General features: G+C 67.0%; 19 protein-coding genes. 15 read left to right on the forward strand and 4 right to left on the reverse strand.

All coding sequences use genetic code 11. The features are described from left to right. The first annotated feature begins 42 nt into the window (after window positions 1-42). From WB461_RS11830 to WB461_RS11880, 11 genes are all read left to right on the forward strand, one after another. Window positions 43-936 (forward strand): TIM barrel protein, encoded by an 894-nt coding sequence (locus WB461_RS11830; RefSeq protein WP_423852929.1) that lies wholly within the window; start codon window positions 43-45, stop codon window positions 934-936. Continuing rightward, window positions 933-1916 (forward strand): 5-dehydro-2-deoxygluconokinase, encoded by a 984-nt coding sequence (gene iolC, locus WB461_RS11835; RefSeq protein ID WP_423852930.1) that lies wholly within the window; start codon window positions 933-935, stop codon window positions 1914-1916. Before WB461_RS11830 ends, iolC begins: the two co-directional genes overlap by 4 nt. After that, window positions 1913-2806, forward strand: coding sequence for a Cgl0159 family (beta/alpha)8-fold protein (locus tag WB461_RS11840; protein WP_423852931.1), 894 nt, complete (start codon window positions 1913-1915; stop codon window positions 2804-2806). The genes iolC and WB461_RS11840 overlap by 4 nt, the downstream gene beginning before the upstream one ends. Continuing rightward, window positions 2803-3678 carry a 5-deoxy-glucuronate isomerase gene (gene iolB, locus WB461_RS11845; protein WP_423852932.1) on the forward strand — a complete coding sequence of 292 codons (876 nt, stop codon included), beginning with the start codon at window positions 2803-2805 and terminating at the stop codon, window positions 3676-3678. The genes WB461_RS11840 and iolB overlap by 4 nt, the downstream gene beginning before the upstream one ends. Before the next feature lie 8 nt (window positions 3679-3686). Beyond that, window positions 3687-5588 (forward strand): 3D-(3,5/4)-trihydroxycyclohexane-1,2-dione acylhydrolase (decyclizing), encoded by a 1902-nt coding sequence (gene iolD / locus WB461_RS11850; RefSeq protein ID WP_423852970.1) that lies wholly within the window; start codon window positions 3687-3689, stop codon window positions 5586-5588. Beyond that, entirely contained in the window at window positions 5585-7081 is a 1497-nt protein-coding gene (locus tag WB461_RS11855; RefSeq protein WP_423852933.1) for a CoA-acylating methylmalonate-semialdehyde dehydrogenase, read from the forward strand. Before iolD ends, WB461_RS11855 begins: the two co-directional genes overlap by 4 nt. Before the next feature lie 34 nt (window positions 7082-7115). After that, the gene (locus WB461_RS11860; RefSeq protein ID WP_423852934.1) at window positions 7116-8078 is read left to right on the forward strand and encodes a sugar ABC transporter substrate-binding protein; all 963 of its coding nucleotides are present in this window, start codon (window positions 7116-7118) and stop codon (window positions 8076-8078) included. 76 nt (window positions 8079-8154) lie between these two features. Further along, a complete protein-coding gene (locus WB461_RS11865; protein ID WP_423852935.1) occupies window positions 8155-9189 on the forward strand; it encodes an ABC transporter permease in 1035 nt (344 codons plus the stop codon). Then, entirely contained in the window at window positions 9186-10079 is an 894-nt protein-coding gene (locus WB461_RS11870; RefSeq protein WP_423852936.1) for an ATP-binding cassette domain-containing protein, read from the forward strand. Before WB461_RS11865 ends, WB461_RS11870 begins: the two co-directional genes overlap by 4 nt. Continuing rightward, window positions 10076-11227, forward strand: coding sequence for a Gfo/Idh/MocA family protein (locus WB461_RS11875; protein WP_423852937.1), 1152 nt, complete (start codon window positions 10076-10078; stop codon window positions 11225-11227). Before WB461_RS11870 ends, WB461_RS11875 begins: the two co-directional genes overlap by 4 nt. Continuing rightward, the gene (locus WB461_RS11880) at window positions 11224-12213 is read left to right on the forward strand and encodes a Gfo/Idh/MocA family oxidoreductase (protein WP_423852938.1); all 990 of its coding nucleotides are present in this window, start codon (window positions 11224-11226) and stop codon (window positions 12211-12213) included. Before WB461_RS11875 ends, WB461_RS11880 begins: the two co-directional genes overlap by 4 nt. A gap of 45 nt (window positions 12214-12258) precedes the next feature. Here WB461_RS11880 and WB461_RS11885 read toward each other — a convergent pair whose 3' ends face one another. Beyond that, window positions 12259-14358 carry a tetratricopeptide repeat protein gene (locus WB461_RS11885; RefSeq protein ID WP_423852939.1) on the reverse strand — a complete coding sequence of 700 codons (2100 nt, stop codon included), beginning with the start codon at window positions 14356-14358 and terminating at the stop codon, window positions 12259-12261. A gap of 56 nt (window positions 14359-14414) precedes the next feature. Then, window positions 14415-14681, reverse strand: a complete 267-nt coding sequence (locus WB461_RS11890) for a hypothetical protein (RefSeq protein ID WP_423852940.1) — start codon at window positions 14679-14681, stop codon at window positions 14415-14417. A 695-nt stretch (window positions 14682-15376) separates the two neighbouring features. On the opposite strand from WB461_RS11890, the gene WB461_RS11895 reads away from it, so the two are divergent. The 4 genes from WB461_RS11895 (at window position 15377) to WB461_RS11910 (ending at window position 19139) form a co-directional block, all read left to right on the forward strand. Beyond that, on the forward strand, window positions 15377-15952 hold the full coding sequence (locus tag WB461_RS11895; protein WP_423852971.1) for an ATP-dependent Clp protease proteolytic subunit: 576 nt from the start codon (window positions 15377-15379) through the stop codon (window positions 15950-15952). Beyond that, window positions 15949-16551: an ATP-dependent Clp protease proteolytic subunit gene (locus tag WB461_RS11900; RefSeq protein WP_423852941.1), complete on the forward strand. Its 603-nt coding sequence runs from the start codon at window positions 15949-15951 to the stop codon at window positions 16549-16551. Before WB461_RS11895 ends, WB461_RS11900 begins: the two co-directional genes overlap by 4 nt. A 117-nt stretch (window positions 16552-16668) precedes the next feature. Continuing rightward, window positions 16669-17940 (forward strand): ATP-dependent Clp protease ATP-binding subunit ClpX, encoded by a 1272-nt coding sequence (gene clpX, locus WB461_RS11905; RefSeq protein ID WP_423852942.1) that lies wholly within the window; start codon window positions 16669-16671, stop codon window positions 17938-17940. A 47-nt stretch (window positions 17941-17987) separates the two neighbouring features. Further along, complete coding sequence (locus WB461_RS11910) at window positions 17988-19139, forward strand: saccharopine dehydrogenase family protein (protein WP_423852943.1); 1152 nt, start codon at window positions 17988-17990, stop codon at window positions 19137-19139. A gap of 41 nt (window positions 19140-19180) precedes the next feature. Here the strand turns inward: WB461_RS11910 and valS are convergent, their stop codons facing one another. Further along, on the reverse strand, window positions 19181-21757 hold the full coding sequence (gene valS, locus WB461_RS11915; RefSeq protein ID WP_423852944.1) for a valine--tRNA ligase: 2577 nt from the start codon (window positions 21755-21757) through the stop codon (window positions 19181-19183). Between the two features lie 74 nt (window positions 21758-21831). Then, window positions 21832-23946: an MMPL family transporter gene (locus tag WB461_RS11920; protein ID WP_423852945.1), complete on the reverse strand. Its 2115-nt coding sequence runs from the start codon at window positions 23944-23946 to the stop codon at window positions 21832-21834. Between the last annotated feature and the right edge of the window lie 67 nt (window positions 23947-24013).

Raw genomic sequence — 24013 nt, forward strand, 5'->3', positions numbered from 1 at the left:
CGTGCTGATACTTTGTCAGCACAAACTCGGAAAAGGATCTGCATGACCGCGAGCGATCAGCGCCAGATCGGCCCCCGCGTGGCCGGTGCCCCCATCTCGTGGGGCGTGTGCGAGGTGCCGGGCTGGGGACACCAGCTGTCTGCCGAGCGTGTCATGGCCGAGATGGAAGGACTGGGCCTGACCGCGACCGAGTTCGGCCCGGACGGCTTCCTTCCCGAGGATCCGGTGACGCGACGCGACTTCCTCCAGACCTACGGGCTGCAGGCGGTCGGCGGATTCCTGCCGGTCGTGCTGCACGACCCGGACCGCGACCCGATGGCCGCTGTCGACGCCTTCATCGAAGGCTGCCTGGTCACGGGTGCCGAGGTCGTCGTGCTGGCCGCGGCGACCGGTGTCGACGGCTATGACGAGCGCCCGCTGCTCGATGACCTGCAGTGGAAGACCTTGCTCGGCAATCTCGACCGCATCGCGGCGCGCGCCTGCGAACGTGGCGTGCTCGCGGTGATACACCCGCACATGGGGACGCTGGTCGAATCTGCCGAACACGTGCAACGCGTCGTCGACGGCGCGCACATCGGGTTCTGCATCGACACCGGCCACCTTGCCGCGGCAGGAGCTGACCCCGTCGCCATCACGCTCGACAACGTGGAGCGGGTCCGGCACGTGCACCTGAAGGACGTCGACGCGCGCAAGGCCGCCCAGGTCGTCGCGCAGGAGATCTCGTTCTCCGAAGCGGTCGCCGACGGCATGTGGCGGGTGCTGGGTACGGGCGACGTCGACATCAGGGCCATGCTCGAGGCGCTGCGGGCCGCGGGCTACGGAGGCTGGTACGTCCTGGAGCAGGATGTCATGTTCAAGGACGGCGAGCCGGAGGGCGAGGGCCCCGTCGCAGACGTCCGGGCAAGCCTGGAGTACGTGAGGGCAGTGCTCGCGTGACACATCTGGAGCTCATCACGATGGGGCGCGTCGGCGTCGACCTCTATCCCGAGCAGGTCGGCCGTCATCTGGAGGACGTGACGTCGTTCGCCAAGTTCCTCGGTGGCAGCTCGACCAACGTCGCTGTCGCTGCGGCGCGCCTCGGCCGAAGCGCTGCGACCATCACTCGTACGGGCGATGACCCGTTCGGCCGGTTCGTCCACGCCGCACTGCGCGACTTCGGTGTCGACGACCGTTGGGTCAGTCCCGTCGCGGGCCTGCCGACGCCCGTCACCTTCTGTGAGATCTTCCCGCCGGACGACTTCCCGCTGTACTTCTACCGCGAGCCCAAGGCGCCGGATCTGGAGATCGATGTCGCCGAGCTCGACTTCGATGCGATCCGCGCGGCCGACGTGTTCTGGGTGACCGGGACCGGGCTCTCGCAGGAGCCCAGCCGCACGGCGCACCTTGCCGCGTTGGAGGCACGGAGCACCGACCCGCAGGCCGGAGAGCGGATCACCGTGCTCGACCTGGACTACCGCCCGATGTTCTGGGAGTCCGCTGCGGTCGCGACCGGCCAGATGCGGGCGGCACTGCCTCACGTCACGGTCGCGGTGGGCAACCGGGAGGAGTGCGAGGTCGCAGTCGGTGAGACCGAGCCCGAGATGGCGGCCAGGGCATTGCGCGCAGCCGGCGTCGAGCTGGCGGTCGTCAAGCAGGGTCCCGCCGGCGTGCTGGGCGTGCGCGGAGAGGAGTCGATCCTCGTGCCGCCCGTCGCGGTCGACGTGGTCAACGGACTGGGTGCTGGCGATGCCTTCGGCGGTGCGCTCGTCCATGGTCTGTTGAGCGGATGGGACCTCAGGCGACTCCTGACGTTCGCCAACGCGGCCGGTGCCTACGTCGCAGGCCAGCTCTCCTGTGCGGATGCCATGCCCACGGTCGATCAGGTCTCGGCCGTCCTGGCCGCTGGCTCCGTCACAACCCCGGGAGGTGTCCGATGATCACCGTCGACGCCGCAAGCATCGCCAAGCTCGTCCAGACCCGCGCGCTGCACCCCGAGCGGATCGGCGATCTGGCCGCACGGCGCCAGCAGCCCGAGGGGCTGGTGGGACAGACCGGCAGGCTCCTGCTGGTCGCGGCCGACCACCCAGCACGCGGAGCACTGCGCGCAGGCGAGGATCCGTTGGCGATGGGTGATCGCGCCGAGCTGCTGTCCCGACTGGTGCGGGCGCTCGCGCGCCCCGGCGTCGACGGGGTTCTCGGCACCGCCGACGTCATCGAGGACCTGTTGCTTCTCGGCGCGTTGGAGGGCAAGGTCGTGATCGGCTCGATGAACCGCGGCGGACTGGCCGGCACGGTGTTCGAGATCGACGACCGCTTCACCGGATATGACGCCGCGGGCATCGCGGCCGCTGGCTATCAAGGGGGCAAGATGCTGTTCCGCATCGACCCCGAGGATCATCACACCGTCGCCACGATGCAGTCGTGCGCGCGGGCGGTCAGCGAGCTGGCAACGCACGCCGTGATGGCGATGGTCGAGCCGTTCATCTCCCGTCGCGACACCACGGGGCGGATTCGCAACGACCTGACGACCGAGGCGGTGATCCGCTCGGCAACAGTGTCGGCCGGGCTGGCCGCAACCTCCGCGTACACCTGGCTGAAGCTGCCCGTCGTCGACAACATGGAGGCCGTGCTGGCCGCCACGACGCTGCCGGTCGTGCTGCTCGGGGGAGAGGTGGGGGCCGACCAGACCGCCCAGTTCGCCTCCTGGTCGAAGGCGCTCGCGAGCCCCAGCGTGCGCGGCATGGTCGTCGGCCGCACCTTGCTGTTTCCGCCGGACGGCGGCGTCGAATCCGCTGTTGACGCAACCGTGGAGATGATGACGGCGTGAGTCTGGTCGTACGGGCGGGAGAAGCCGCGGTCGAGCCGTTCGCGCTCGAGATCACCCCGCGAAGCGCAGGCTGGGGCTACTGCGGCCTGCGGATCCTCGAGCTGGCACCCGGTCAACGCGAGTCGTTCGGCACGGGCGAGTCCGAGCACGTCATCGTGCCGCTGACCGGTTCGGCCGACGTGGCCGTCGATGGGCACACGTATCACCTGGAAGGACGCAGCAGTGTCTTCGCGGGACCCAGCGACACGGTCTACGTCCCGCGGGACGCCGAGCTCTCGGTCGTCAGCGAGTTGGGTGGCCGGTTCGCGCTGGCCTCTGCTCGTTGCGAGCGCCGGCTGTCGCCGGCGCATCTCGCCAAGATCGACGTCCCGGTCGAGATGCGGGGCGCAGGACAGTCGAGCAGGCAGGTCAACAACTTCGGCGTCCCCGGCGTGCTCGAGGCCGACCGTCTCATCGCGTGCGAGGTGCTGACGCCGGGCGGGAACTGGTCGTCGTGGCCTCCGCACAAGCATGACGAGCAGCGCGAGGGCGAGACGGCGCTCGAGGAGATCTACTACTTCGAGGTGGCCGACGGCCCCCATGGACCGGGCATCGGATTCCAACGGGTCTACGGCCACGAGCAGGCCGACATCGACATCACGGCGGAGATCCGCTCGGGTGACGTGGTCCTGATTCCGCACGGATGGCACGGCCCCTCGATCGCGGCGCCCGGCTACGACCTGTACTACCTCAACGTCATGGCCGGACCCGGCGCCGAGCGCGCCTGGCTGATCTGCGACGATCCGGCCCACACCTGGGTCCGGGAGACGTGGGCCGATCAGGAGATCGACTCCCGGCTGCCCTTCACCGGCACGGACGGAGCGAATCGGTGAGCGTACGCATGACCGTCGGACAGGCCGTCGTCCGGTTCCTGGAGTCCCAGCAGGTCGAGCGCGACGGCGTCGAGAACCCCTTCTTCGCGGGGTGCTGGGGAATCTTCGGCCACGGCAACGTCGCCGGTGTCGGGCAGGCGCTTTTGGAGCGATCGCTGTCCGGGGATCGCACTCATCTGCGCTACCACCAAGGACGCAACGAGCAGGCCATGGTTCACGCCGCGGTCGCCTACGCCCGCCAGCGCGACCGGCTTGCCGCGATGGCCGTCACGGCCTCGGTCGGGCCCGGCGCCACCAACCTGGTCACCGGCGCCGCGCTGGCCACCATCAATCGGCTTCCGGTCCTGCTGCTGCCCGGCGACACCTTCGCCACCAAGGTCGCCAATCCAGTCCTGCAGGAGCTCGAGAATCAGGCCAGCGGCGACATCTCGGTCAACGACGCACTGCGTCCGGTGTCTGCGTACTTCGATCGGGTGCATCGCCCCGAGCAGCTGGCGCCTGCGCTGCTGAACGCGATGCGCGTGCTCACCGATCCTGCAGTCACAGGCGCCGTCACCCTAGCGCTGCCGCAGGACGTCCAGGCCGAGGCATGGAACTGGCCGGACGAGCTGTTCGCGCGCCGGGTCTGGCACGTCGCCCGGGCAGTGCCGGAGCCGGCCGCCCTGAGCCGTGCCGTGGCGGCCATCAGTGCTGCACGACGCCCCCTGGTCGTCGCCGGCGGCGGCGTGACCTACAGCCGCGCGAACGACGCCCTACGTGCCTTCGCCGAGGCGACAGGTGTCCCGGTCGCCGAGACCCAGGCCGGCAAGGGCGCGCTGCCGTACGACCATCCGCAAGCGGTCGGGGCGATCGGTGCCACCGGCACCACCGCAGCCAACGCGTTGGCCGCGGAGGCCGATTTGGTGATCGGTGTCGGCACCCGCTACAGCGACTTCACGACTGCCTCACGCACGGTGTTCGCGGCCGGTGACGTCCGCTTCGTCAACCTGAACGTCTCGTCCTTCGACTCGCACAAGCTCGGCGCCACCGCCCTGGTTGCCGATGCCCGAGAGGGCCTGACCGCCCTGACCGCGGGGCTCGGGGAGTGGACGACAGACCCTGCGTACTCGGCCCACGCGACCGAGCTCGCCGCACAGTGGGACGACGTCGTCCAGCGCGCATACGACCTCGATGTCCGGCCACTGCCCGCCCAGTCCGCGGTGATCGGTGCGGTCAACGAGCTGTCGGACCCGCGCGACATCGTGCTGTGCGCCGCAGGCTCGATGCCCGGGGATCTGCACAAGCTGTGGCGCACCCGCGATCGGAAGGGATATCACGTCGAGTACGGGTTCTCCTGCATGGGCTACGAGATCGCCGGCGGGCTCGGCGCAAAGATGGCCGCACTCGACGAGTCGGACCCGCGTGACGTGTTCGTGATGGTCGGCGACGGCTCCTACCTGATGATGAACACCGAGCTGGTGACCGCGGTGGCCGAGGGCATCAAGATCATCGTGGTCCTCGTGCAGAATCACGGATTCGCCTCGATCGGAGCGCTGTCGGAGTCGCTCGGCTCGCAGCGGTTCGGCACGCAGTACCGCTATCGCACCGACACCGGGATCGACGGTGATCGGCTTCCGGTCGATCTCGCTGCGAACGCGGCCAGCCTCGGGGCCGACGTCCTGCCGGTGTCCACCATCGCGGACTTTCGCGCAGCGATCGGCACGGCCAGGCGGTCGACTCGAACCACGGTGATCCACGTCGAGACGGACCCGTCGACGTCAGCGCCGGACAGCCACGCGTGGTGGGACGTTCCGGTCGCGGAGACCTCGACCCTGGAGTCGACCCAGGTCGCCCGAGCCACCTACGACGAGCACAAGTCCCACCAGCGCACGCACCTCGCGCCACCGAACGAGCAGAAGGAAAGCCGATGACGACCTACGACCACTGGATCGCCGGAGCGCGGTCGGCCGGCGAGAGCGATCGCCTTGCCGACGTCTTCGACCCTGCCGCGGGAACCATCCCGTCGCAGGTACGACTCGGCACGGCCGGGGATGTCGATGCGGCCGTGCAGGCAGCAGCGACGGCCTATCAGACGTGGAGCGAGACGTCAGTAACTGTCCGCTCGCGAGTCATGTTCGACCTGCGCCAGTTGCTCGTCGAGCATGAGGACGAGCTCGCCGCCATCATCTCCTCCGAGCATGGCAAGACGCTCGAGGACGCGCGGGGCGAGGTCGTGCGGGGTCGCGAGGTCGTGGAGTTCGCGGCGGGCATCCCGCAGCTGCTGAAGGGCGAGTTCAACGACAATGTCTCGCGTGGTGTCGACTCGCACACATTCCGTCAGCCGATCGGTGTGGTCGCCGGGATCACACCATTCAACTTCCCCATCATGGTGCCGATGTGGATGCATCCCGTCGCGATAGCGTGCGGCAACACGTTCGTGCTCAAGCCGTCCGAGCGTGACCCGGGCGCCTCCGACCTGGTCGCGCGGCTCTATCAGCAGGCAGGTCTGCCGGACGGGGTGTTCAACGTCGTCCACGGCGACAAGGTCGCGGTCGACGCGATCCTGGAGCATCCCGGCATCGCGGCCGTCTCGTTCGTCGGATCAACGCCGATCGCCAGGTACGTCCACGCTGGAGCCAGCCGGACGGGCAAGCGGGTGCAGGCACTCGGGGGAGCCAAGAATCACGCCGTGGTCATGCCGGACGCCGACTTGGACTTCGCTGCCGATCACATCGTCGCCGCGGGATACGGTTCGGCCGGGCAGCGCTGCATGGCGATCAGTGCCGTCGTGGCGGTCGGCCCCGCTGCTGACACGTTGGTCGACAAGCTCCGCGAGCGCTCGACTGGCCTCAGAGTCGGCGTCGGCACCGATCCGGACGCCGAGATGGGGCCCGTCGTGACCGAGGCATCCCGCGACCGGGTCGTCGACTACATCGGTCAGGGTGAGGATGCAGGTGCCAAGGTCGTGGTGGATGGCCGCGGGTTGGTCGTCGCCGGGCACGAGTCAGGCTTCTTCGTCGGACCGACCCTGCTTGATCACGTGACCACCGAGATGTCGGTCTACACCGACGAGATCTTCGGGCCCGTGCTGGCCGTGCTTCGGGTTCCGACGTTGGATGCCGCGATCGACCTGGTCAACGCCAATCCGTATGGCAACGGCACAGCGGTGTTCACCTCTTCGGGTGAAGTGGCACGATCCTTCCAGCGGAAGGTGCATGTCGGCATGATCGGCATCAACGTGCCGGTACCGGTGCCGATGGCCTTCCACTCCTTCGGAGGCTGGAAGGACTCACTGTTCGGCGATCATCACATCCACGGCCCCGAAGGGGTGCGGTTCTACACCCAGGCAAAGGTCGTCACCACCCGGTGGCCCGACATCAGCGAGGAATCGCTCGCGCAATTGAACTTCCCGACGGCACAATGACGTCAGGTCGCCAACGAAGAGACAGGAAGATCACATGTCCAGAATCAAGCTAGTAGGAGCGATCGTCGCCGTCGGCGCCGTGGTGGCTGCGTGCAGCGGCACGGGCAGCGACAGCGGCACCGCCGACACCGCCAAGAAGGACTACAAGTACGCGGTCATCACCCACGGCGCGCCCGGCGATGCATTCTGGGACCGGGTCAAGTCCGGTGCGGAGCAGGCCGGCAAGGACTACGGCGTCACGGTCAACTACAGCTCGGACGCCGATCCGGCCAAGCAGTCCCAGCTGATCGATGGCGCGGTTGCCGACAAGGTCAACGGCATCGTCATCTCGATGGCCAACCCTGATGGTCTCGAGGCCAGCGTCAAGAAGGCCGTCGCCGCGGGCGTCCCGGTCATCACGATCAATTCCGGCGTCGACAAGTTCAAGGACTTCGGCGCACTGACCCACGTGGGACAGACCGAGACCATCGCCGGTGAGGCCGTTGGTGAGCGGCTCAAGACCGAGGGCCAGAAGAACGTCATCTGCGTCATCCAGGAAGCCGGCAACGTCGGTCTGGAGGAGCGCTGCAAGGCGATCGCCAACACCTTTGGCGGAACAGTCAACAACCTGCAGGTCGACGGCACCGACGACAACGCGGTGCAGGCGACCATCACGTCCAAGCTGCAGGCCGACAAGAACATCGACACCGTCGTGACACTCGGCGGCCAGTATGCGATCGACGCTGTCGCGGCGGTCAGCGACTCCGGCAGCAAGGCCAAGGTGGCAACGTTCGACCTCTCCGAGGACGTCCTCAAGGACATCCAGGCCGACAAGATCCTGTTTGCCATCGATCAGCAGCCCTACGTCCAGGGCTTCCTGGGTGTCACGGGTCTGTACCTGAAGTCGATCAACGGCAATGACATCGGTGGTGGGCAGCCGATCAACTCCGGCCCCGCCTTCATCACCAAGGACAACGCTGATGCGGTCCTGAAGTTCGCAGGAAACGGCACCCGCTGACCTGATCCCGGGGCCCGGGAGACCGGGCTCCGGGGCCAGTCGGTCCAATCCGCACAGACTGAGCAACGGAGCAGACATGACGACAGCCACCGTCGTTGACGAGCGGGTCGCTCGAACCTCGACCCTGACGGCGCTGCTGAAGCGGCCCGAGATCGGCGCGCTGGTCGCAGCGATCGCCATCTTCGCGTTCTTCGCGGTCACCACGGACGTCTTCGCGACGCCAAGCGGTGCCAGCACGTGGCTGCGGGGTGCTTCGACGATCGGCATCATGGCCGTGGCGGTGGCCCTGTTGATGATCGGCGGCGAGTTCGACCTGTCGGCCGGCGCGATGACGGGCTTCACGGGTCTGGTCGTCGGGGTGCTGACGACGGAGTACGGCCTCAACATCTGGGCGGCGATCATCGTCTCGCTCGGTCTCGCGCTCGGCGCCGGGGCGATCAACGGGATCCTGGTGATGAAGACGGGCCTGCCGAGCTTCATCGTCACGCTCGGGACGTTCTTCGTGCTGCAGGGCATCGACTTGGCCGGCACCAAGGCGCTGATCGGCCAGGTTGCCATCCAGGGCATGTCAGATGTTCCCTACTACGATCAGGCCAAGCGGCTCTTCGGCTCGAACCTGAGCGTCAACGGCGGCCTCGTGTACGCCTCGGTGTTCTGGTGGCTCGCGGTCACGGTGGTGGCGACCTGGGTCCTGCTGCGGACCAAGACCGGCAACTGGATCTTCTCGGTCGGTGGGGCCCAGACCGCTGCGCGTCAGGTCGGCGTGCCGGTGTTCAGGACCAAGGTCGGGCTCTTCATGACCACCGCCGGCGCAGGCTGGCTCGTCGGCATGCTGCTTCTCTTCACCACCTCGACGGTGCAGAGCAACACCGGCGTCGGTCAGGAGTTCATCTACATCATCTGCGCGGTCGTCGGCGGTTGCCTGATGACCGGCGGCTACGGATCCGCGATCGGCGCGGCGCTGGGCGCCCTGATCTACGGCATGGTCAACCAGGGCATCGTCTACTCAGGCTGGGACAACAACTGGCTCAAGGCATTCCTGGGCGTGATGCTGCTGGGTGCAGTCCTGCTCAACGAGTGGGTACGCAAGCGAGCGGAGACGGCACGATGATGCGCAAGCGCAGCAAGAAGGCCGCGGCCAGCCGGCCAACCGACCAGCATGCTCCGGCGCCGTCAGGGACGCCGGTCATCGAGGTCAAGGGCATCGGCAAGCACTACGGCAACATCATCGCCCTGAGCGACGTGTCTACCTCCGTCCGGGCTGGGCAGGTCACCTGCGTGCTCGGCGACAACGGAGCCGGCAAGTCGACGTTCATCAAGATCCTGTCGGGCTCCCACGAGCACTCCGACGGGGAGCTGCTCATCGATGGCGAGGCGACGGCCTTCTCGAGTCCCCGCGCGGCGCTGGAGCGTGGGATCGCCACGGTGTACCAGGACCTGGCTGTCGTCCCTCTGATGCCGGTGTGGCGGAACTTCTTCCTCGGCAGCGAGCCCACCCTTGGCTGGGGTCCGTTCAAGAAGCTCGACATCGATTTCATGAAGCAGACCACCAAGACCGAGCTCGCCGCGATGGGCATCGACCTGCGTGACGTCGAGCAGACGATCGGCACGTTGTCCGGCGGCGAGCGCCAGTGCGTCGCGATCGCGCGGGCGGTCTACTTCGGTGCGCGGATCCTGATCCTCGACGAGCCGACGGCAGCGCTCGGAGTCAGGCAGTCCGGTGTCGTGCTGAAGTACATCGCGAAAGCCCGCGATCGCGGCCTCGGCGTCGTGTTCATCACGCACAATCCGCATCACGCCTATCCCGTCGGGGACCGGTTCATGCTGCTGCGTCGGGGCCGGAGCATCGGCGACTTCCCCAAAGCAGAACTGTCACTCGACGACCTGACCACGATGATGGCCGGCGGCGCCGAGCTGGAGACGCTGGCCCAGGAGCTGGAGGCGGCCATGGGGTCGGACTCCGAGGTGGTCCACGAGCTCAAGTCCGACGTGGACCGATGACCTCTGAGCTCCGCGTCGGAATCGTCGGTTTCGGCTGGATGGGCCAGGTTCATGCGCGAGCGCTGAGCCGCCTGATGCAGCACTACACCGACAGCCCGCTGGCTCCGCGTCTCGTCGCCGTCGCGGACACGGCCGTCGACGACCGTGCCGAGCGGGCGGCCGCGGCATATGGGTTCGAGCATGTCTTCGCGGACTGGAACGACCTCGTCGCCCGGGACGACATCGATCTGGTGTGCGTGACGGGGCCCAACTTCATCCACCGCGACGTCGCGGTCGCTGCGGCACGGGCCGGCAAGCATCTGTGGGTCGAGAAGCCAGCTGGCCGCAGCGCGATCGAGACCCGGGAGATCGCCGAAGCGGTCGATCTGGCCGGCGTGCAGTCCGCCGCCGGGTTCAACTACCGCAACGTGCCGGCGGTCGAGCTGGCCCGCGAGCTGGTGTCGACCGGGCGCCTGGGCGCGATCGAGCACACCTCGGTCCGGTTCATCTCGGACTACGCCGCCCATCCCGACGGGGCGCTGTCATGGCGGTTTAAGAACGAGTTCGCCGGCAGCGGCGTGCTCGGCGATCTGGTCAGCCATGCGGCTGATCTGGCCCGGCACGTCGTCGCCGACATTGCCGAGCTGGTGGTCGACCGCGCGACCTTCATCGGGCACCGGCCGCAGGCCGCGCCGGGTGCGATGCACTATGAGCGCGGCTACGGTGCGTTGGGTGAGGTCGAGAATGAGGACTACGTCAACGCACTGCTGCGTTTCGCTGACGGATCGCGCGGCATCCTGGAGGCCAGCCGCTGTGCCGTCGGCGAGCAGAACACCTACGGCATCGAGGTGCACGGGGCCGCCGGTGCCCTTGCGTGGGACTTCCGCCGGATGAACGAGCTGCAGGTGTGCATCGACCAGGATTTCCAGAACGCCTTCTACACGACCCGGTATGCGGCACCCGGGGACGGTGACTTCGGCGCCTTCCAGCCCGGGCCCAACAACCCCATGGGCTTCGACGATCTCAAGGTCGTCGAGGCTCGGCGGCTGATCGAGTCGATCTCGCGGGGCGGGCCGGTCGGGGCCACGATCCACGACGCGGTGGTGGCCGCTGACGTCGTCGAGGCGATGCTCGAGTCGTCCACCGAGCGACGTTGGGTGGTGCTGTGAGCCTGCGGATCGGTGTCATCGGGGCTGGCGCCATGGGCGCCGACCACATCAGAACGCTCACCCGCAGCGTCCCGTCGGCGCGCGTGTCCGAGGTTTACGACTTCGACGTCGAGACGGCACGCGCCGTCGCACGGCCGGCCTTCGCAGACGTCGCATCCTCGGCCGAGGCGTTGATCGACTCCTCATCTGTCGACGCGATCATCATTGCCTCCCCGGACCAGACGCACGCTGATCTGGTGCGGTCATGCCTCGCCGTAGGCAAGCACGTCCTGTGCGAGAAGCCGTTGGCGGTCAATCCCGAGGAGTCGCTGGGTGTCGTCGAAGCCGAGGTGGCAGGGGGTCGCCGGCTGGTCCAGGTCGGCTTCATGCGCCGGTACGACCCGGGCTACAACGAGCTGCGCGACGAGCTGCGCTCCGGCCGGCTGGGGGACGTGCGACTGGTGCATCACGTGCACCGCAACGCGTCGAGCCACACCAGTGCGACCGACGCGGGCATCGTGACGGGTTCGATGATCCACGAGCTCGACACGGTCCGTTGGCTCTTGGACGACGAGATCGCCGAGATCGAGATCATTTCGCCTGTCTCCGAAGGTCTGCGGGATCCGCAGCTCGCGACCATCCGGATGAGTCGAGGGACGATCGTGAGCGCCGAGGTGTTCGTGAACGCGTCGTACGGATACGACATCCGGTGCGAGGTCGTCGGCACCTCCGGCACGGCAGAGCTTCGGCCACTGGCCCGCATCGGGACTCGTCGCGGGGGCGCCGAGTCGACCGCGATCCGGAGCGACTTCGTGGCGCACTTCGCGGCCGCCTACCGGCTCGAGCTGGCGTCGTGGGTCGAGGACGCCTTGCGAGACGCCGTTCGCGGCCCGAGCGCGTGGGACGGTCACGTCGCGAATGTCGTGGCCGCAGCCGGAGTCCTCTCGTTGACCACCGGTCAGCGCCAACCAGTCACGCTGACCGCTCGCCCGGACCTCTACGCCTAGACCTGCACCAGTCGCGGCGATGCCCCGCCACGTCGGCGCTGCGTGTCAGCCGGTCATCTCCTCGAGTGACTGCGCCGGCACGTCGAGCTCACGCATCCGCATCTCGTACATCCGGTGGTATCGACGGGCCTCTCCGTGTCGGCGGGCTTCCGCCAGCACCCAGATCAGTGCTTCATAGGTCGGCTCGTCGTGCGGGTCGTAGGTGAGCAGTCGGGCGAACCAGCCGACGGATCGTTGTGGATCGCTGGTCTTGGCCAGGGCGAAGGCGAGGACGCGGACGACTTCGCCCCCGAGCCCCTCGACTTCGTCGCGCGCCTCAGCAGCCCAGTCTTCGTACAGGTCGTCGGCAAGGAAGTCGCCCGTGTGCATGGCTGCCGCCGCCTCCAGCATGTCGATCGCCCCGGGCTCGCGGGCCGCGTGTGCCGCGAGCGACTCGCTGGCGGCTCCCCGAAACTCCACGACGTCGACCGAGGCATTGTTGATGTCGAGCCGGATGCTCGCGCGGTCAGCGATGATGAAGTGGCTGGGGTCGTACTGCTTGTCGGGGTCGAGCACCCGCCTGAGATGAGACAGGGCGACCGACAGCTTGCTTCCCGGGTCATCGTCGTCGGGCCACAGCATGTCCGCGATCTCCTCGCGCCGGATGCCGCTGGTGCCACGCGCCGCGAGAATCTTGAGGACGTCGCGAGCCTTGCGCGACGGCCACTCGGAAGCGGCGACAGGTTTGCCGGAACGATAGAGGACGAACGTGCCGAGGGTGTGCACACGTATGGGGACTCCATCTGCATCTGAGCGGAGCACGTGAAGCTGGCCGGCGATGCCGTACGCGTCGTCCTGGACCCCGAGCGATCGCAGGCTTGCGCGGGCCAGCCGCTCGGCAAATGGAGTCCCGAAGAGGTGCGCGTGAACGATCGCGTTGATCTGGAGACCGATCGGATTGCCGATGCCCTCCCAGATCGACGCCGCCTCACGCAGTCGAGCCTCACCATCACTGACGCCGCCGGCGAGCACTGACAGCTCCAGCGCCTCGGCCAGGGCGGCCCGGGCCTGACGGCGTGAGGCCTCGGCAACAGCTTCGGCGGCGAAGGAGATTGCTGCGTCGGTGTCCCCGTCCTGCAGTGCGATCCACCCCGCGGTGGTGAGTGCGGGTACCTGACCGGTGCCCACCTGGATATGGAGCAGCTGCTTGACGATGAGCCGGGCCTCTTCGGGATCGGTTGCCACGCTGATGAGTGCGGTTCCGACCAGAGCGGGTACGAGCGTCTGGGTCTCGTTCTCCAAGGAAGCGACTGCCAGGGCTTCGCGGTAGGCCATGGTCGCCTGAACGGTGCTACCGCGAGCCCGCTGGATGTCGGCGAGCACCTGCCAGGCCGCGCCGACCATCGGCGAGTCCACGGAGTTCCACAGGGCCCGTGCTGCCTCGACCTCGACCAGGGCCTCGTCGAGTCGACCGAGGTGGAGCATCACGTCGGCCAGGTTGTGCCGGACCAGGGCGATCGAGGACAGGTGGCCAGTGGCCTCGGCGAGCCGCAGCGCGTGTCCGAACTGCTCCAGCGAGTCTTCGTACCGAGATTCGTCGAACAGCTGCGAGCCGAGATTGTTGAGAACGCGTGATGCCATCAGGTCGGCTCCGGCAGCGGTGGCGTGCTCCAGCGCTCGTTCATGGCCGCGACGGTCCTCCGCGCTCTCACCGTGCATCGCCGCCAGCAGTGCCTTGGACTCCCACGCCGCAGCCAGCGCGTTGTCATCGCCGCTCGCCTCGGCCGCCTCGAACGATTCGGCAGTCAGTGACTCGCATGTCTTCTCGTCACCGGATCCCCACGCGCTGGACGCCCAGGCGGCACAGAACTGAGCACGCTCTGCATCGTCGAGCTCGGTCCGATCGGCGTTCGTCAGGAAATGGAAGGACCGTTCGGTGTGGCCGAGATAGCGCAGCCCGTACGCTGCACGCCACGCGAGGTTGGCCGGGTAGGTGTCGTCCTGGCGTCGGACGGACTCGGCGAGGGCTTCCCACTGGCGGACCGAGAGCTGCTCGATCGGGATCGTGCCGAGTGAGGAGAACAGGTCGAGGATCTCGTCGCTGCCTGCCCCGGACGTGACCAGCCCGAGCAACGCGCCCACAGGCGGCTGATCGGGCTTGGGCATCACGTCTCCTGAGCCTCCCTCCCACCTCAAATCGTAGTGGGAGAAGACCCCGGACGTCAGCGGATGTCGTACTGGGGCTTGTTTGACTCGATGGCGTTCGCGCGGCCACCGAGGGCCGCGACGCTGACGACGGAGGCGATCAACACGATGAAGTAGTGGGACGCGGCCCAGTCGACGAGGTCCAGGAAGGCGGTGAACGGGCTGGACGTGGGGACTGCGAAGGCGACGAGCGCTGCGGCGGCGACGGCGGCGACGGCCACCATGCGGATGATCTTGCTGCTGACGTGAAAGCTGGGTGCGTGGAAGTTCTGGATGGTGGTCATCGTGGTTCTCCTGTTTTGGGTCGGTATCGAGCTGATGACATCACCGTCGCCGACACCCCTTGAGAGAACCTTGTGATGGATTTGAGACCGGAGTTGGAGGCAATCTCGGTATTTGGTTACCGGATGGTCGCTCCGCCGATACGCTTTCGGCGGAGGGACTAGCTGGAGGTCAGTCATGCGAAGCAAATCCCCGAGTGCACTCACCCTCGACGCCCCTTCGACAGCAGTCGAGGGCTCATCGATAACCGTGACCGTCTCCGGGCTGGAGTCGGCAGAAGCCGTCAAGATCAGCATCTCTGGGACCGACCTGGCCTCGGGCACGGCGTCCGCGAGGGGAACGGCCTCGGTGTCCGTGTCCCTGGGAAGCACACCCACCGGGTCCCAGACCCTCGTTGCCACCGGTCAGAGCTCTCACCGAACCGGAAGTCGCGCGCTGTCCGTCGTGTCCAAAGCCCAGTTCACGCAGACACAGACCAAGCGCATCTAGTCATCCCAGAGCGGTGACCGTCGGCCAAGGGTCGACCTGATGCGTGATGCCTGCAGCTGCGGCAGAACCGCCACACCTGTCTGAGTGCGACGTGCGTCGGCGTCACGCTGTCAGCGAACAGGCGTGTTTTCGCGTGTGTTCGCACCCCGGGACGTCTAGGTTTGAGGACGTGAACACATCGGACACCAACAGCCCCATGTCGCCGAGAATGGCCGGCGAGGCCGGCCCGTCGGATCTCGACGGCCACATCTACCAGCGACTGCTCAAGGAACGCATCGTGTTCCTGGGCTCGGAGGTCCGCGACTCCAACTCCAATGCGATCTGCGCGCAGATGCTGCTGCTGAACGCCGAGGATCCGCAGGCTGACATCTTCCTGTACATCAACAGCCCGGGTGGCTCCGTCGACTCCGGCATGGCGATCTACGACACGATGCAATTCATCTCCAACGATGTTGCGACGTTCGGCATGGGCCTTGCGGCCTCGATGGGACAGTTCCTGCTCGCCGCCGGAACGGCCGGCAAGCGCTATGCCCTCCCGCACGCGCGCATCATGATGCACCAGCCCTCCGGTGGTATCGGTGGCTCGGCATCGGACATCAAGATCCAGGCGCAACAGAGCATCCTGCTCAAGAAGCAGCTCAACCAGCTGCAGGCCCAGCACAGCGGTCAGACCGTCGAGCAGATTGAGCTCGACTCCGACCGTGACCGGTGGTTCACACCGGACCAGGCCAAGGAGTACGGACTCATCGACCACGTCGTCGCGAACGCAGGAGACATCGCATGAGCTACTACATCCCGCAGTGGGAAGAGCGCACCTCCTACGGCTTCCGCCGCATCGACCCCTACACCAAGCTGTTCGAGGACCGCATCATCATGCTGGGCACCCCGATCAGCGATGACGTGGCCAACGCGGTCATGGCGCAGCTCATGTCGCTGCAGGCCATGGACCCCGATCGCGACATCAGCATCTACATCAACAGTCCCGGCGGATCGTTCACCGCGCTCACCGCGATCTACGACACGATCCGTTACATCAAGCCGGACGTGCAGACACTGTGCCTGGGCCAGGCTGCCTCGGCCGCCGCGGTGCTGCTCGCCGCCGGCACGCCGGGCAAGCGGTTGGCGCTGCCCAACAGCCGCATCCTGATCCACCAGCCCTACACCGAAGGCACCGGCGGCCAGATCTCGGACCTGGAGATCCAGGCCAACGAGATCTTCCGGATGCGCGAGCTCATGGAGAAGATGATCTCCGAGGCGACCGGCAAGTCGGTCGAGGAGGTCAGCAAGGACGTCGACCGCGACAAGATCCTGACGGCCGAGCAGGCGGTCGAGTACGGCCTCGTCGACGAGGTGCTCAACACGCTCAAGGTCCCCGCGGTCTGACGACACGCACGATCCTGACCGGCCCGGTGACCGAGACGAGACGGCATTTCGCCGCTAGGGTGAAGCAGTCGACGTCCCGGTCGCGGGCCGGTTCACGCCAACGAGAGGAGTCTTCACGTGGCACGCATTGGTGAGACCGCTGACCTGCTGAAGTGCTCCTTCTGCGGGAAGAGCCAGAAGCAGGTCAAGAAGCTCATCGCCGGTCCCGGCGTCTACATCTGCGACGAGTGCATCGACCTGTGCAACGAGATCATCGAGGAAGAGCTGGCCGAAGGGGCCGAGCTCAGCCTGGGCGAGCTGCCGAAGCCGCACGAGATCTACGACTTCCTCAACGGCTACGTGATCGGCCAGGACGGCGCGAAGAAGTCTCTTGCCGTCGCGGTCTACAACCACTACAAGCGAGTCCAGGCGCAGGTTGGCACGGCTCGGAGCAAGGATGACCAGGTCGAGCTGGCCAAGTCCAACATCCTGCTGGTCGGCCCGACAGGTTGTGGCAAGACCTATCTCGCCCAGACTCTCGCCCGCATGCTCAACGTGCCGTTTGCCATCGCCGACGCCACCGCGCTGACCGAGGCGGGCTACGTGGGTGAGGATGTCGAGAACATTCTCCTCAAGCTCATCCAGGCAGCCGACTACGACGTCAAGAAGGCCGAGACGGGCATCATCTACATCGACGAGGTCGACAAGATCTCGCGGAAGAGCGAAAACCCCTCGATCACTCGTGACGTGTCCGGCGAGGGTGTCCAGCAGGCCCTGTTGAAGATCCTCGAGGGTACGACCGCGTCAGTTCCGCCGCAGGGCGGCCGCAAGCATCCGCATCAGGAGTTCATCCAGATCGACACGACCAACGTGTTGTTCATCGTTGGCGGCGCGTTCGCTGGCCTGGACCAGATCATCGAGCAACGCAGCGGCAAGACCAGCCTGGGGTTCAACACCGGCCAGGTCGACATTGGCAAGACGGTCGCTCCGCCTCAGCTCTACTCCAAGGTTCTGCCCGAGGATCTGCTCAAGTTCGGGCTGATTCCGGAGTTCATCGGCCGTCTGCCGGTCATCGCTGCCGTCGACAACCTCGACAAGGAAGCACTCGTCGCGATCCTCACCGAGCCTCGGAACGCGTTGACCAAGCAATACGTCCGGCTGTTCGAGATCGATGGTGTCGAGCTGGAGTTCAGCAAGGACGCCAGCGAGGCGATGGCCGATCTGGCCCTGGCCCGGGGCACCGGTGCGCGTGGTCTTCGTTCGATCATCGAGGCCGTGCTCGAGCCGGTCATGTATGAGATCCCGAGCCGCGACGACGTCGCCAAGGTGGTCGTCACCGAGGCGACGGTCTCCGGCAGCGAGGGTCCGACAATCCTGACCCATGACGAGGTCGCCAAGAAGGCGTCCTGAGTCGAGCCCTTGGGCATCGAGGGCGTTGCTGCCGGTAGGTTGAGCGGATGACTTCCGTCGACATCGCCCTGCTCGGCGCCACCGGTTTCACCGGTGGCCTCACCGCGGACTACCTGTCCACCCATCTGCCTGCGGGGTCGACCTGGGCGATCGCGGGACGCAACCAGGGCAAGCTCGAGGCGGTGGCTGACCGGGTCGAGGCCAGCGGAGGTGTGCGGCCCGAGATCATCTCGGCCGACATCAGCAACGCCGACTCGATGGCCGCGTTGGCCAGGAGCACGCGTGTCCTCGTCACCACCGTCGGTCCGTACCTCCTTCACGGCGAGCCGGCCGTGAAGGCCTGCGCCGAGGCGGGCATCGCCTACGTCGACCTGACTGGCGAGCCGGAGTTCGTCGACCGCATGTGGCTCAAGTACGACGCACTTGCCCGCGAGAGCGGCGCGCGGCTCATCCACGCCTGCGGCTTCGACTCGATTCCTTACGACCTCGGGGTGTTGTTCACCGTCGAGCAGCTGCCCGAGGGTGTCCCGCTGTCGATCTCCGGCTACATCCGCGCGGGCGGAACCGCCTCAGGCGGCACCTATCATTCGGCGATCGGCGCGTTCTCGCGAGTGCGCCAGGCAGCCAAAACAGCCGCGGAGCGCAAGCAGTCCGAGACGCGACCGACAGGCCGCACGGTCCGCGGCGGCGGGAAGATCGGTCGGGGAGCTGGTGGCAAGGGCTGGGCGCTGCCGTTGCCGACCATCGATCCTCAGATCGTGCTGCGCTCGGCCCGCGCTCTGGAGCGCTACGGTCCGGATTTCAGCTATCGGCACTTCGCTCAGTTCAAGGGGCTGCCGATGCTGGCGGGGACGATCGCCGGCGCCGGTCTGCTCCTTGCCGGCTCGCAGCTCAAACCGACCAGGGCCCTCCTGCTCAAGCTCAAGGATCAAGGCGACGGGCCCGACGAGGCGAAGCGGGCGAAGTCGTGGTTCTCGCTGCGTCTGGTGGGCGAGGGCGGCGGCGCGACCGTCACGACGGAGGTCAGTGGCGGTGATCCCGGCTACACCGAGACGGCGAAGATGCTGAGCGAGTCGGCACTGTGCCTGGCCTTCGACGACCTGCCGACGGTCTCCGGTCAGACCACGACCGCGGCCGCCATGGGCGATGCGTTGATCACGCGCCTCCAGCAGGCGGGGATCACGTTCCGCACGCTGTGACCGCCGTGATCAGCTACGCCGTTCTCACGGCCTGACCCGAGTCAGTCCCCGGCGGCGATGGCCTCGACCGCGAATCCGTCGATCTGTTCGTCGACGACGTACGTGGGCTCGGCGACGACTCGTCCGGCGGCGAGCACATCGGCCATCGCGAGACGCACGAGGTCGATGTCGGCCTGACCGGCGCTGATCCGCAGGCTGCGGATCTCGGTCTTCTGGCTGACCTTGGCGATCGACTTGGCGCCGCGGATGTCCGCCAGCACCGAGGCAGCCGAGGTGAGCACCGCGGGATCCTGTTCGCCGGTCGTCAGGTCGACGTCGTTGACCGGCCAGCTGGCGTGATGGATCGAGCCCTCCTGCCACCACGACCAGACCTCTTCGGTGACGTAGGGCAGGAACGGCGCCAGCAGGCGCAGCTGCACCGACAGAGCCAGGACGAAGGCGCTCTTGGCCGATGCTCCAGCGGCATCGTCGCGACGGGACCGCTCCTTGACCAGCTCGAGGTAGTCGTCGCAGAAGTCCCAGAAGAATCGTTCCGAGACCTCGAGCGCGGTTGCGTAGTCGTACTCCTGGAAACGCGCGGTCGCCTCGTCGACGACCGTGCGCAGGCGGCTGAGCATCGACAGGTCGACCGGTTCGGTGACCCTCGAAGCATCGAGATGGGTCGCATCGGCCCCCAGCCCGTAGGACTCCTCGGCGGCCAGCACGAACTTGCTGGCGTTGAGGACCTTCATCGCGAGGCGTCGACCGATCTTCATCTGTGCCTCGTCGAAGGGGGAGTCCGCACCCGGCCGCGCACCGGCGGCACGCCACCGCACCGCGTCGGCGCCGTACTTCGTGAGGATCTCGTCGGGCACCACGACGTTCCCCTTGGACTTGCTCATCTTCTTGCGATCGGGGTCCACGACGAAGCCCGACAGCGCTGCGTGCCTCCACGGCGCCACACCGTGCTCGAGGTGACTGCGGACGATCGAGGAGAACAACCACGTTCGAATGATGTCGTGGCCCTGAGGTCGAAGGTCCATCGGGAAGGTTCGCTCGAACAGATCCGGGTCGCGCTCCCATCCACAGACGATCTGAGGCGTGAGCGAGGAGGTGGCCCACGTGTCGAGGATGTCGGGGTCGGCGGCGAATCCACCGGGCTCACCGCGCTGAGCCTCTGCGAAACCGGGCGGGACCTGCGATGCCGGGTCGACCGGCAGGGTGTCCTCGGCTGCCAGAATCGGATCGTCATAGTCGGGCTCGCCATCTGCGCCGAGTCGGTACCAGACCGGAAACGGGATCCCGAAGAATCGCTGGCGTGAGACCAGCCAGTCGCCATTCAGCCCCTCGATCCAGTTGGTCAGGCGGGACTGCATGTAGGCCGGGACCCAGTCGATCTGGTCGCCACGTGCCACGAGCTCACCGCGCAGGTCGGCACTACGGCCGCCGTTGGTCAGGTACCACTGACGGGTCGAGACGATCTCCAGCGGCTTGTCACCGCGCTCGTAGAAATTGGCCATGCGCTGCGTCGGCGCCGGTTCACCGTCGAGGTCGCCGGTCTCGCGCAGTGCGCCCACGACCGCCTCGCGGGCCGAGAAGGTCGTCTTGCCGGCGATGTCGGCGTAGTGGTCGGCGCCCTCAGGCCTGATCCAGTCCGGCGTGTCGCGCAGCACGCGCCCGTCACGGCCGATGATCGTCCGGTTGGGCAGCTGCAGCTCGCGCCACCACTGGACGTCGGTCAGATCACCGAACGTGCAGGACATGACGATGCCCGATCCCTTGTCCGGATCGGCTGCCGGATGGGCCACGACCGGTACCTCGACCCCGTACAGCGGGGAGGTCACGGTCGTGCCGAACAACGGTTGGTAGCGCTCGTCATCGGGGTGCGCGATCAGTGCCACACAGGCGGCGATCAGCTCGGGCCGGGTCGTCTCGATGATGACCGGAGCGTTGTCGCCGTGGAAGGCCACCCGATGGTAGGCGCCGGGGTACTCCCTCGCCTCGAGCTCTGCCTGGGCGACGGCGGTCTGGTAGGTCACGTCCCACAGGGTCGGAGCGTCCTGCTGATATGCCTCGCCACGTGCGACGTTGCGCAGGAAGGCGAGCTGTGACACGACCTGCGACTCATCGCCGATCGTGGTGTATTTCTGCGCCCAGTCGACGCTCAGTCCCAGCGTGCGCCACAGCTGTTCGAAGACCTTCTCGTCCTCCTCGACCAGCTCGTTGCACAGCTCGACGAAGTTGCGCCGGCTGACCGCCACCTGCTTCTTGGGATCTGGCTTCTCCGGCGGCGTGTAACCCGGCTCGTAGGGCAGCGAGGGATCGCACCGCACGCCGAAGTAGTTCTGCACCCGGCGCTCGGTCGGCAGCCCGTTGTCGTCCCACCCCATGGGGTAGAACACCTCCTTGCCCTGCATGCGCTGGTAGCGCGCGATCAGGTCGGTGTGGGTGTAGGAGAACACGTGCCCAACGTGCAGCGAGCCGGAGACCGTCGGCGGAGGAGTGTCGATCGAGTAGATCTGTTCGCGCGTCTTGGTGCGGTCGAACGCGTACGTTCCCCGCTCGGCCCAACGGGCGGACCAGGTGGCTTCAAGACCTTCGAGGACGGGCTTTTCCGGGACGGTGTTCACAACGGACAAGTCTAGGCGGGGGGGCTTGCGACCCGGGCATCGGCGTCGAGGCCACCCGGGGTGCCTGCGACGTCGCTGCGGTCCTAGGCGTCGATCGTGGACCGGATCGGCCCGTGCCCGGGTTGATCGAGCGGTACGTCCTCCTGTTGAGCCAGTTTGCTCGGCCACCAGATGTGTCTGCCTACGTCCAGGTTGAGGGCCGTGACCAGCACGGAGCGGACGATGATCGTGTCGAGGAGGACCCCCACCGCTACGGCGAAGCCCAGCTCGGCCAGGAACACGATGGGCAGCGTCGCGAGTGCCGCGAAGGTGCCGGCCAGCACGAATCCGGCGGACGTGATGACCCCTCCGGTCGCACCCAGTCCGATCAGCGCCCCGCGTCGAGTGCCGTACTTGAGCGACTCCTCGCGCACCCGGGTCATCAGGAAGATGTTGTAGTCGATGCCCAGGGCGACGAGGAAGACGAAGGCGAACAGGGGGAACGAGGAGTCAGCCCCCGCGAAGTCGAACACGTGGTGGAACACCAGGCCGCTGATGCCGAGCGCGGCGCCGAAGGACAGGACGACGGTGACCAGCAGCAGGGCCGGAGCGGCGATGGACCGCAGCAGCACGGCCAGCACGAGCAGGACGACGAGCAGGATGATCGGGATGATCAGCCTGTTGTCGGCCGAGGACGCTTGTTGAACGTCCTTGTTGATCGCGGTGTTGCCGCCGACCAGGCCATCGGCACCTGGCACGGCATGCACCGCCACTCGGGCCGCGTCGACGGTGTCGAATGCCGCGGCCGAGTCCGGTTTCGACGTCAGGGTCCCCTCCAGGTAGGAGGTGCCGCCGGCTTCGCCCTTGATCTGAACCGACGACGGTTCGATTCCCTCGACGCTGCTGAGCGCCTGCCTCACCGCATCGGCCTGGTCGGTCTTCGTGACGACCGCGATCGGAGAACCGGCGCCACCGGGAAAGTGCTCAGACAAGGTCTTCTCGGCGGCGACCGACGGCTGCGCCTTGGTGAAGCTCTCCTCGTTGGTGAGACCGTTGGCTCCGAGCTGAGCGATGCCGAGCGTGAGTCCGACCAGAACCAGGCTCGTGGTGATCCAGACGACGCGCGGCCGCTTGGCTATACGTCGACCGACCTTCGACCACATTCCCGTCTCGCTCTTGATCGGATCGCCGAAGCGCGGCACGAACGGCCAGAAGATCCACCGGCCGACGATCACCAGCAACGCCGGAAGCATGATCAGCATGACCAGGAGCGCCATGGCGATGCCGGCCGCGCCGACCGGACCCAGGCTGCTGGTCGAGTTCATCTGGGCGAACAGCAGGCACAGCAGGCCGATGATGACGGTCGCGCCGCTGGCGATCACTGCTGGCGCGGCGCGGTGCAGCGCATGCCGCATGGCTTCGTGGCGGTCCTCGTAGTTGTGCAGCTCCTCGCGGTAGCGGGCCACCAGCAACAGGGCGTAGTCCACGCCTGCACCCAGCACCAGGACGCTGAGGATGCCGGCACTCTGGCCGTTGACGGTCAGGCCTCCGTACTTCGCCAGCAGGTAGACCACGCCTTGGGCGGTGAACACCGCACCGACGCCACACAGCAGGAACAGGACCGCGAGCTGGAGGCTGCGGTAGGTGATCAGCAGGATCACGAACACGATCACCAGTGCCGACAGGAGCAGGATTCCGTCGATGCCGGAGAACGCCTTGGCCTGGTCAGCGCCCAACGCGGCCGGACCGGCGATCTGCACGTCGAGACCGTTGTTGTCCTTGGCGATCCCCTTCATCTCGTCGACGATGCCGGGAAGCTTGTCCCATCCTTCGCTGCCCATGTTGATCGTGACGATCACCTGGGCGGCCTTGCCGTCCTCGGACGGGATGGGTGGGGCTGCGACGTCGGTGATGCCGGTGATCATCGCGATCGCGGCGCTGTCCTTCCTGGCCTGGTCGAGATCGGCCGGGGTAATCCCTGAGTCGCGCACGTACAGCACGACAGCCGGGATCGCATCGGGGTCCGAGAACTGTGCCGCCTGCTGGATGACCTTGGTGGACTCGGCGTCGCCCGGCAGCCACGAGGCGATGTTGTTGTCCTGAACGCTGGTCAGCTTGGCGCCGAGTGATCCGGCGCCCATGATGACGATGAGCGAGAGGACCAGAACGACCCATTTGGCCCAGTGGTGGGTGACCCAGCCGGCGACGCTGCGATTCATGACATCCTGCGCTCTCTCTTCGGCTGACGCAATCGATCATCAGACCGTCTGCTGATCATTGCACCGC

This window comes from Aeromicrobium sp., assembly GCF_049587115.1.
GTDB lineage: Bacteria > Actinomycetota > Actinomycetes > Propionibacteriales > Nocardioidaceae > Aeromicrobium.

Excerpts from the sequence above, each read along its gene's own strand:
- WB461_RS11830 (WP_423852929.1), top strand. The coding sequence starts at position 43 with ATGACCGCGAGCGATCAGCGCCAGATCGGCCCCCGCGTGGCCGGTGCC.
- WB461_RS11840 (WP_423852931.1), top strand. The coding sequence starts at position 1,913 with ATGATCACCGTCGACGCCGCAAGCATCGCCAAGCTCGTCCAGACCCGC.
- iolD (WP_423852970.1), top strand. The coding sequence starts at position 3,687 with ATGACCGTCGGACAGGCCGTCGTCCGGTTCCTGGAGTCCCAGCAGGTC.
- WB461_RS11855 (WP_423852933.1), top strand. The coding sequence starts at position 5,585 with ATGACGACCTACGACCACTGGATCGCCGGAGCGCGGTCGGCCGGCGAG.
- WB461_RS11860 (WP_423852934.1), top strand. The coding sequence starts at position 7,116 with ATGTCCAGAATCAAGCTAGTAGGAGCGATCGTCGCCGTCGGCGCCGTG.
- WB461_RS11865 (WP_423852935.1), top strand. The coding sequence starts at position 8,155 with ATGACGACAGCCACCGTCGTTGACGAGCGGGTCGCTCGAACCTCGACC.
- WB461_RS11870 (WP_423852936.1), top strand. The coding sequence starts at position 9,186 with ATGATGCGCAAGCGCAGCAAGAAGGCCGCGGCCAGCCGGCCAACCGAC.
- WB461_RS11875 (WP_423852937.1), top strand. The coding sequence starts at position 10,076 with ATGACCTCTGAGCTCCGCGTCGGAATCGTCGGTTTCGGCTGGATGGGC.
- WB461_RS11885 (WP_423852939.1), bottom strand. The coding sequence starts at position 14,358 with ATGCCCAAGCCCGATCAGCCGCCTGTGGGCGCGTTGCTCGGGCTGGTC.
- WB461_RS11890 (WP_423852940.1), bottom strand. The coding sequence starts at position 14,681 with ATGACCACCATCCAGAACTTCCACGCACCCAGCTTTCACGTCAGCAGC.
- WB461_RS11895 (WP_423852971.1), top strand. The coding sequence starts at position 15,377 with ATGGCCGGCGAGGCCGGCCCGTCGGATCTCGACGGCCACATCTACCAG.
- WB461_RS11900 (WP_423852941.1), top strand. The coding sequence starts at position 15,949 with ATGAGCTACTACATCCCGCAGTGGGAAGAGCGCACCTCCTACGGCTTC.
- WB461_RS11910 (WP_423852943.1), top strand. The coding sequence starts at position 17,988 with ATGACTTCCGTCGACATCGCCCTGCTCGGCGCCACCGGTTTCACCGGT.
- WB461_RS11920 (WP_423852945.1), bottom strand. The coding sequence starts at position 23,946 with ATGAATCGCAGCGTCGCCGGCTGGGTCACCCACCACTGGGCCAAATGG.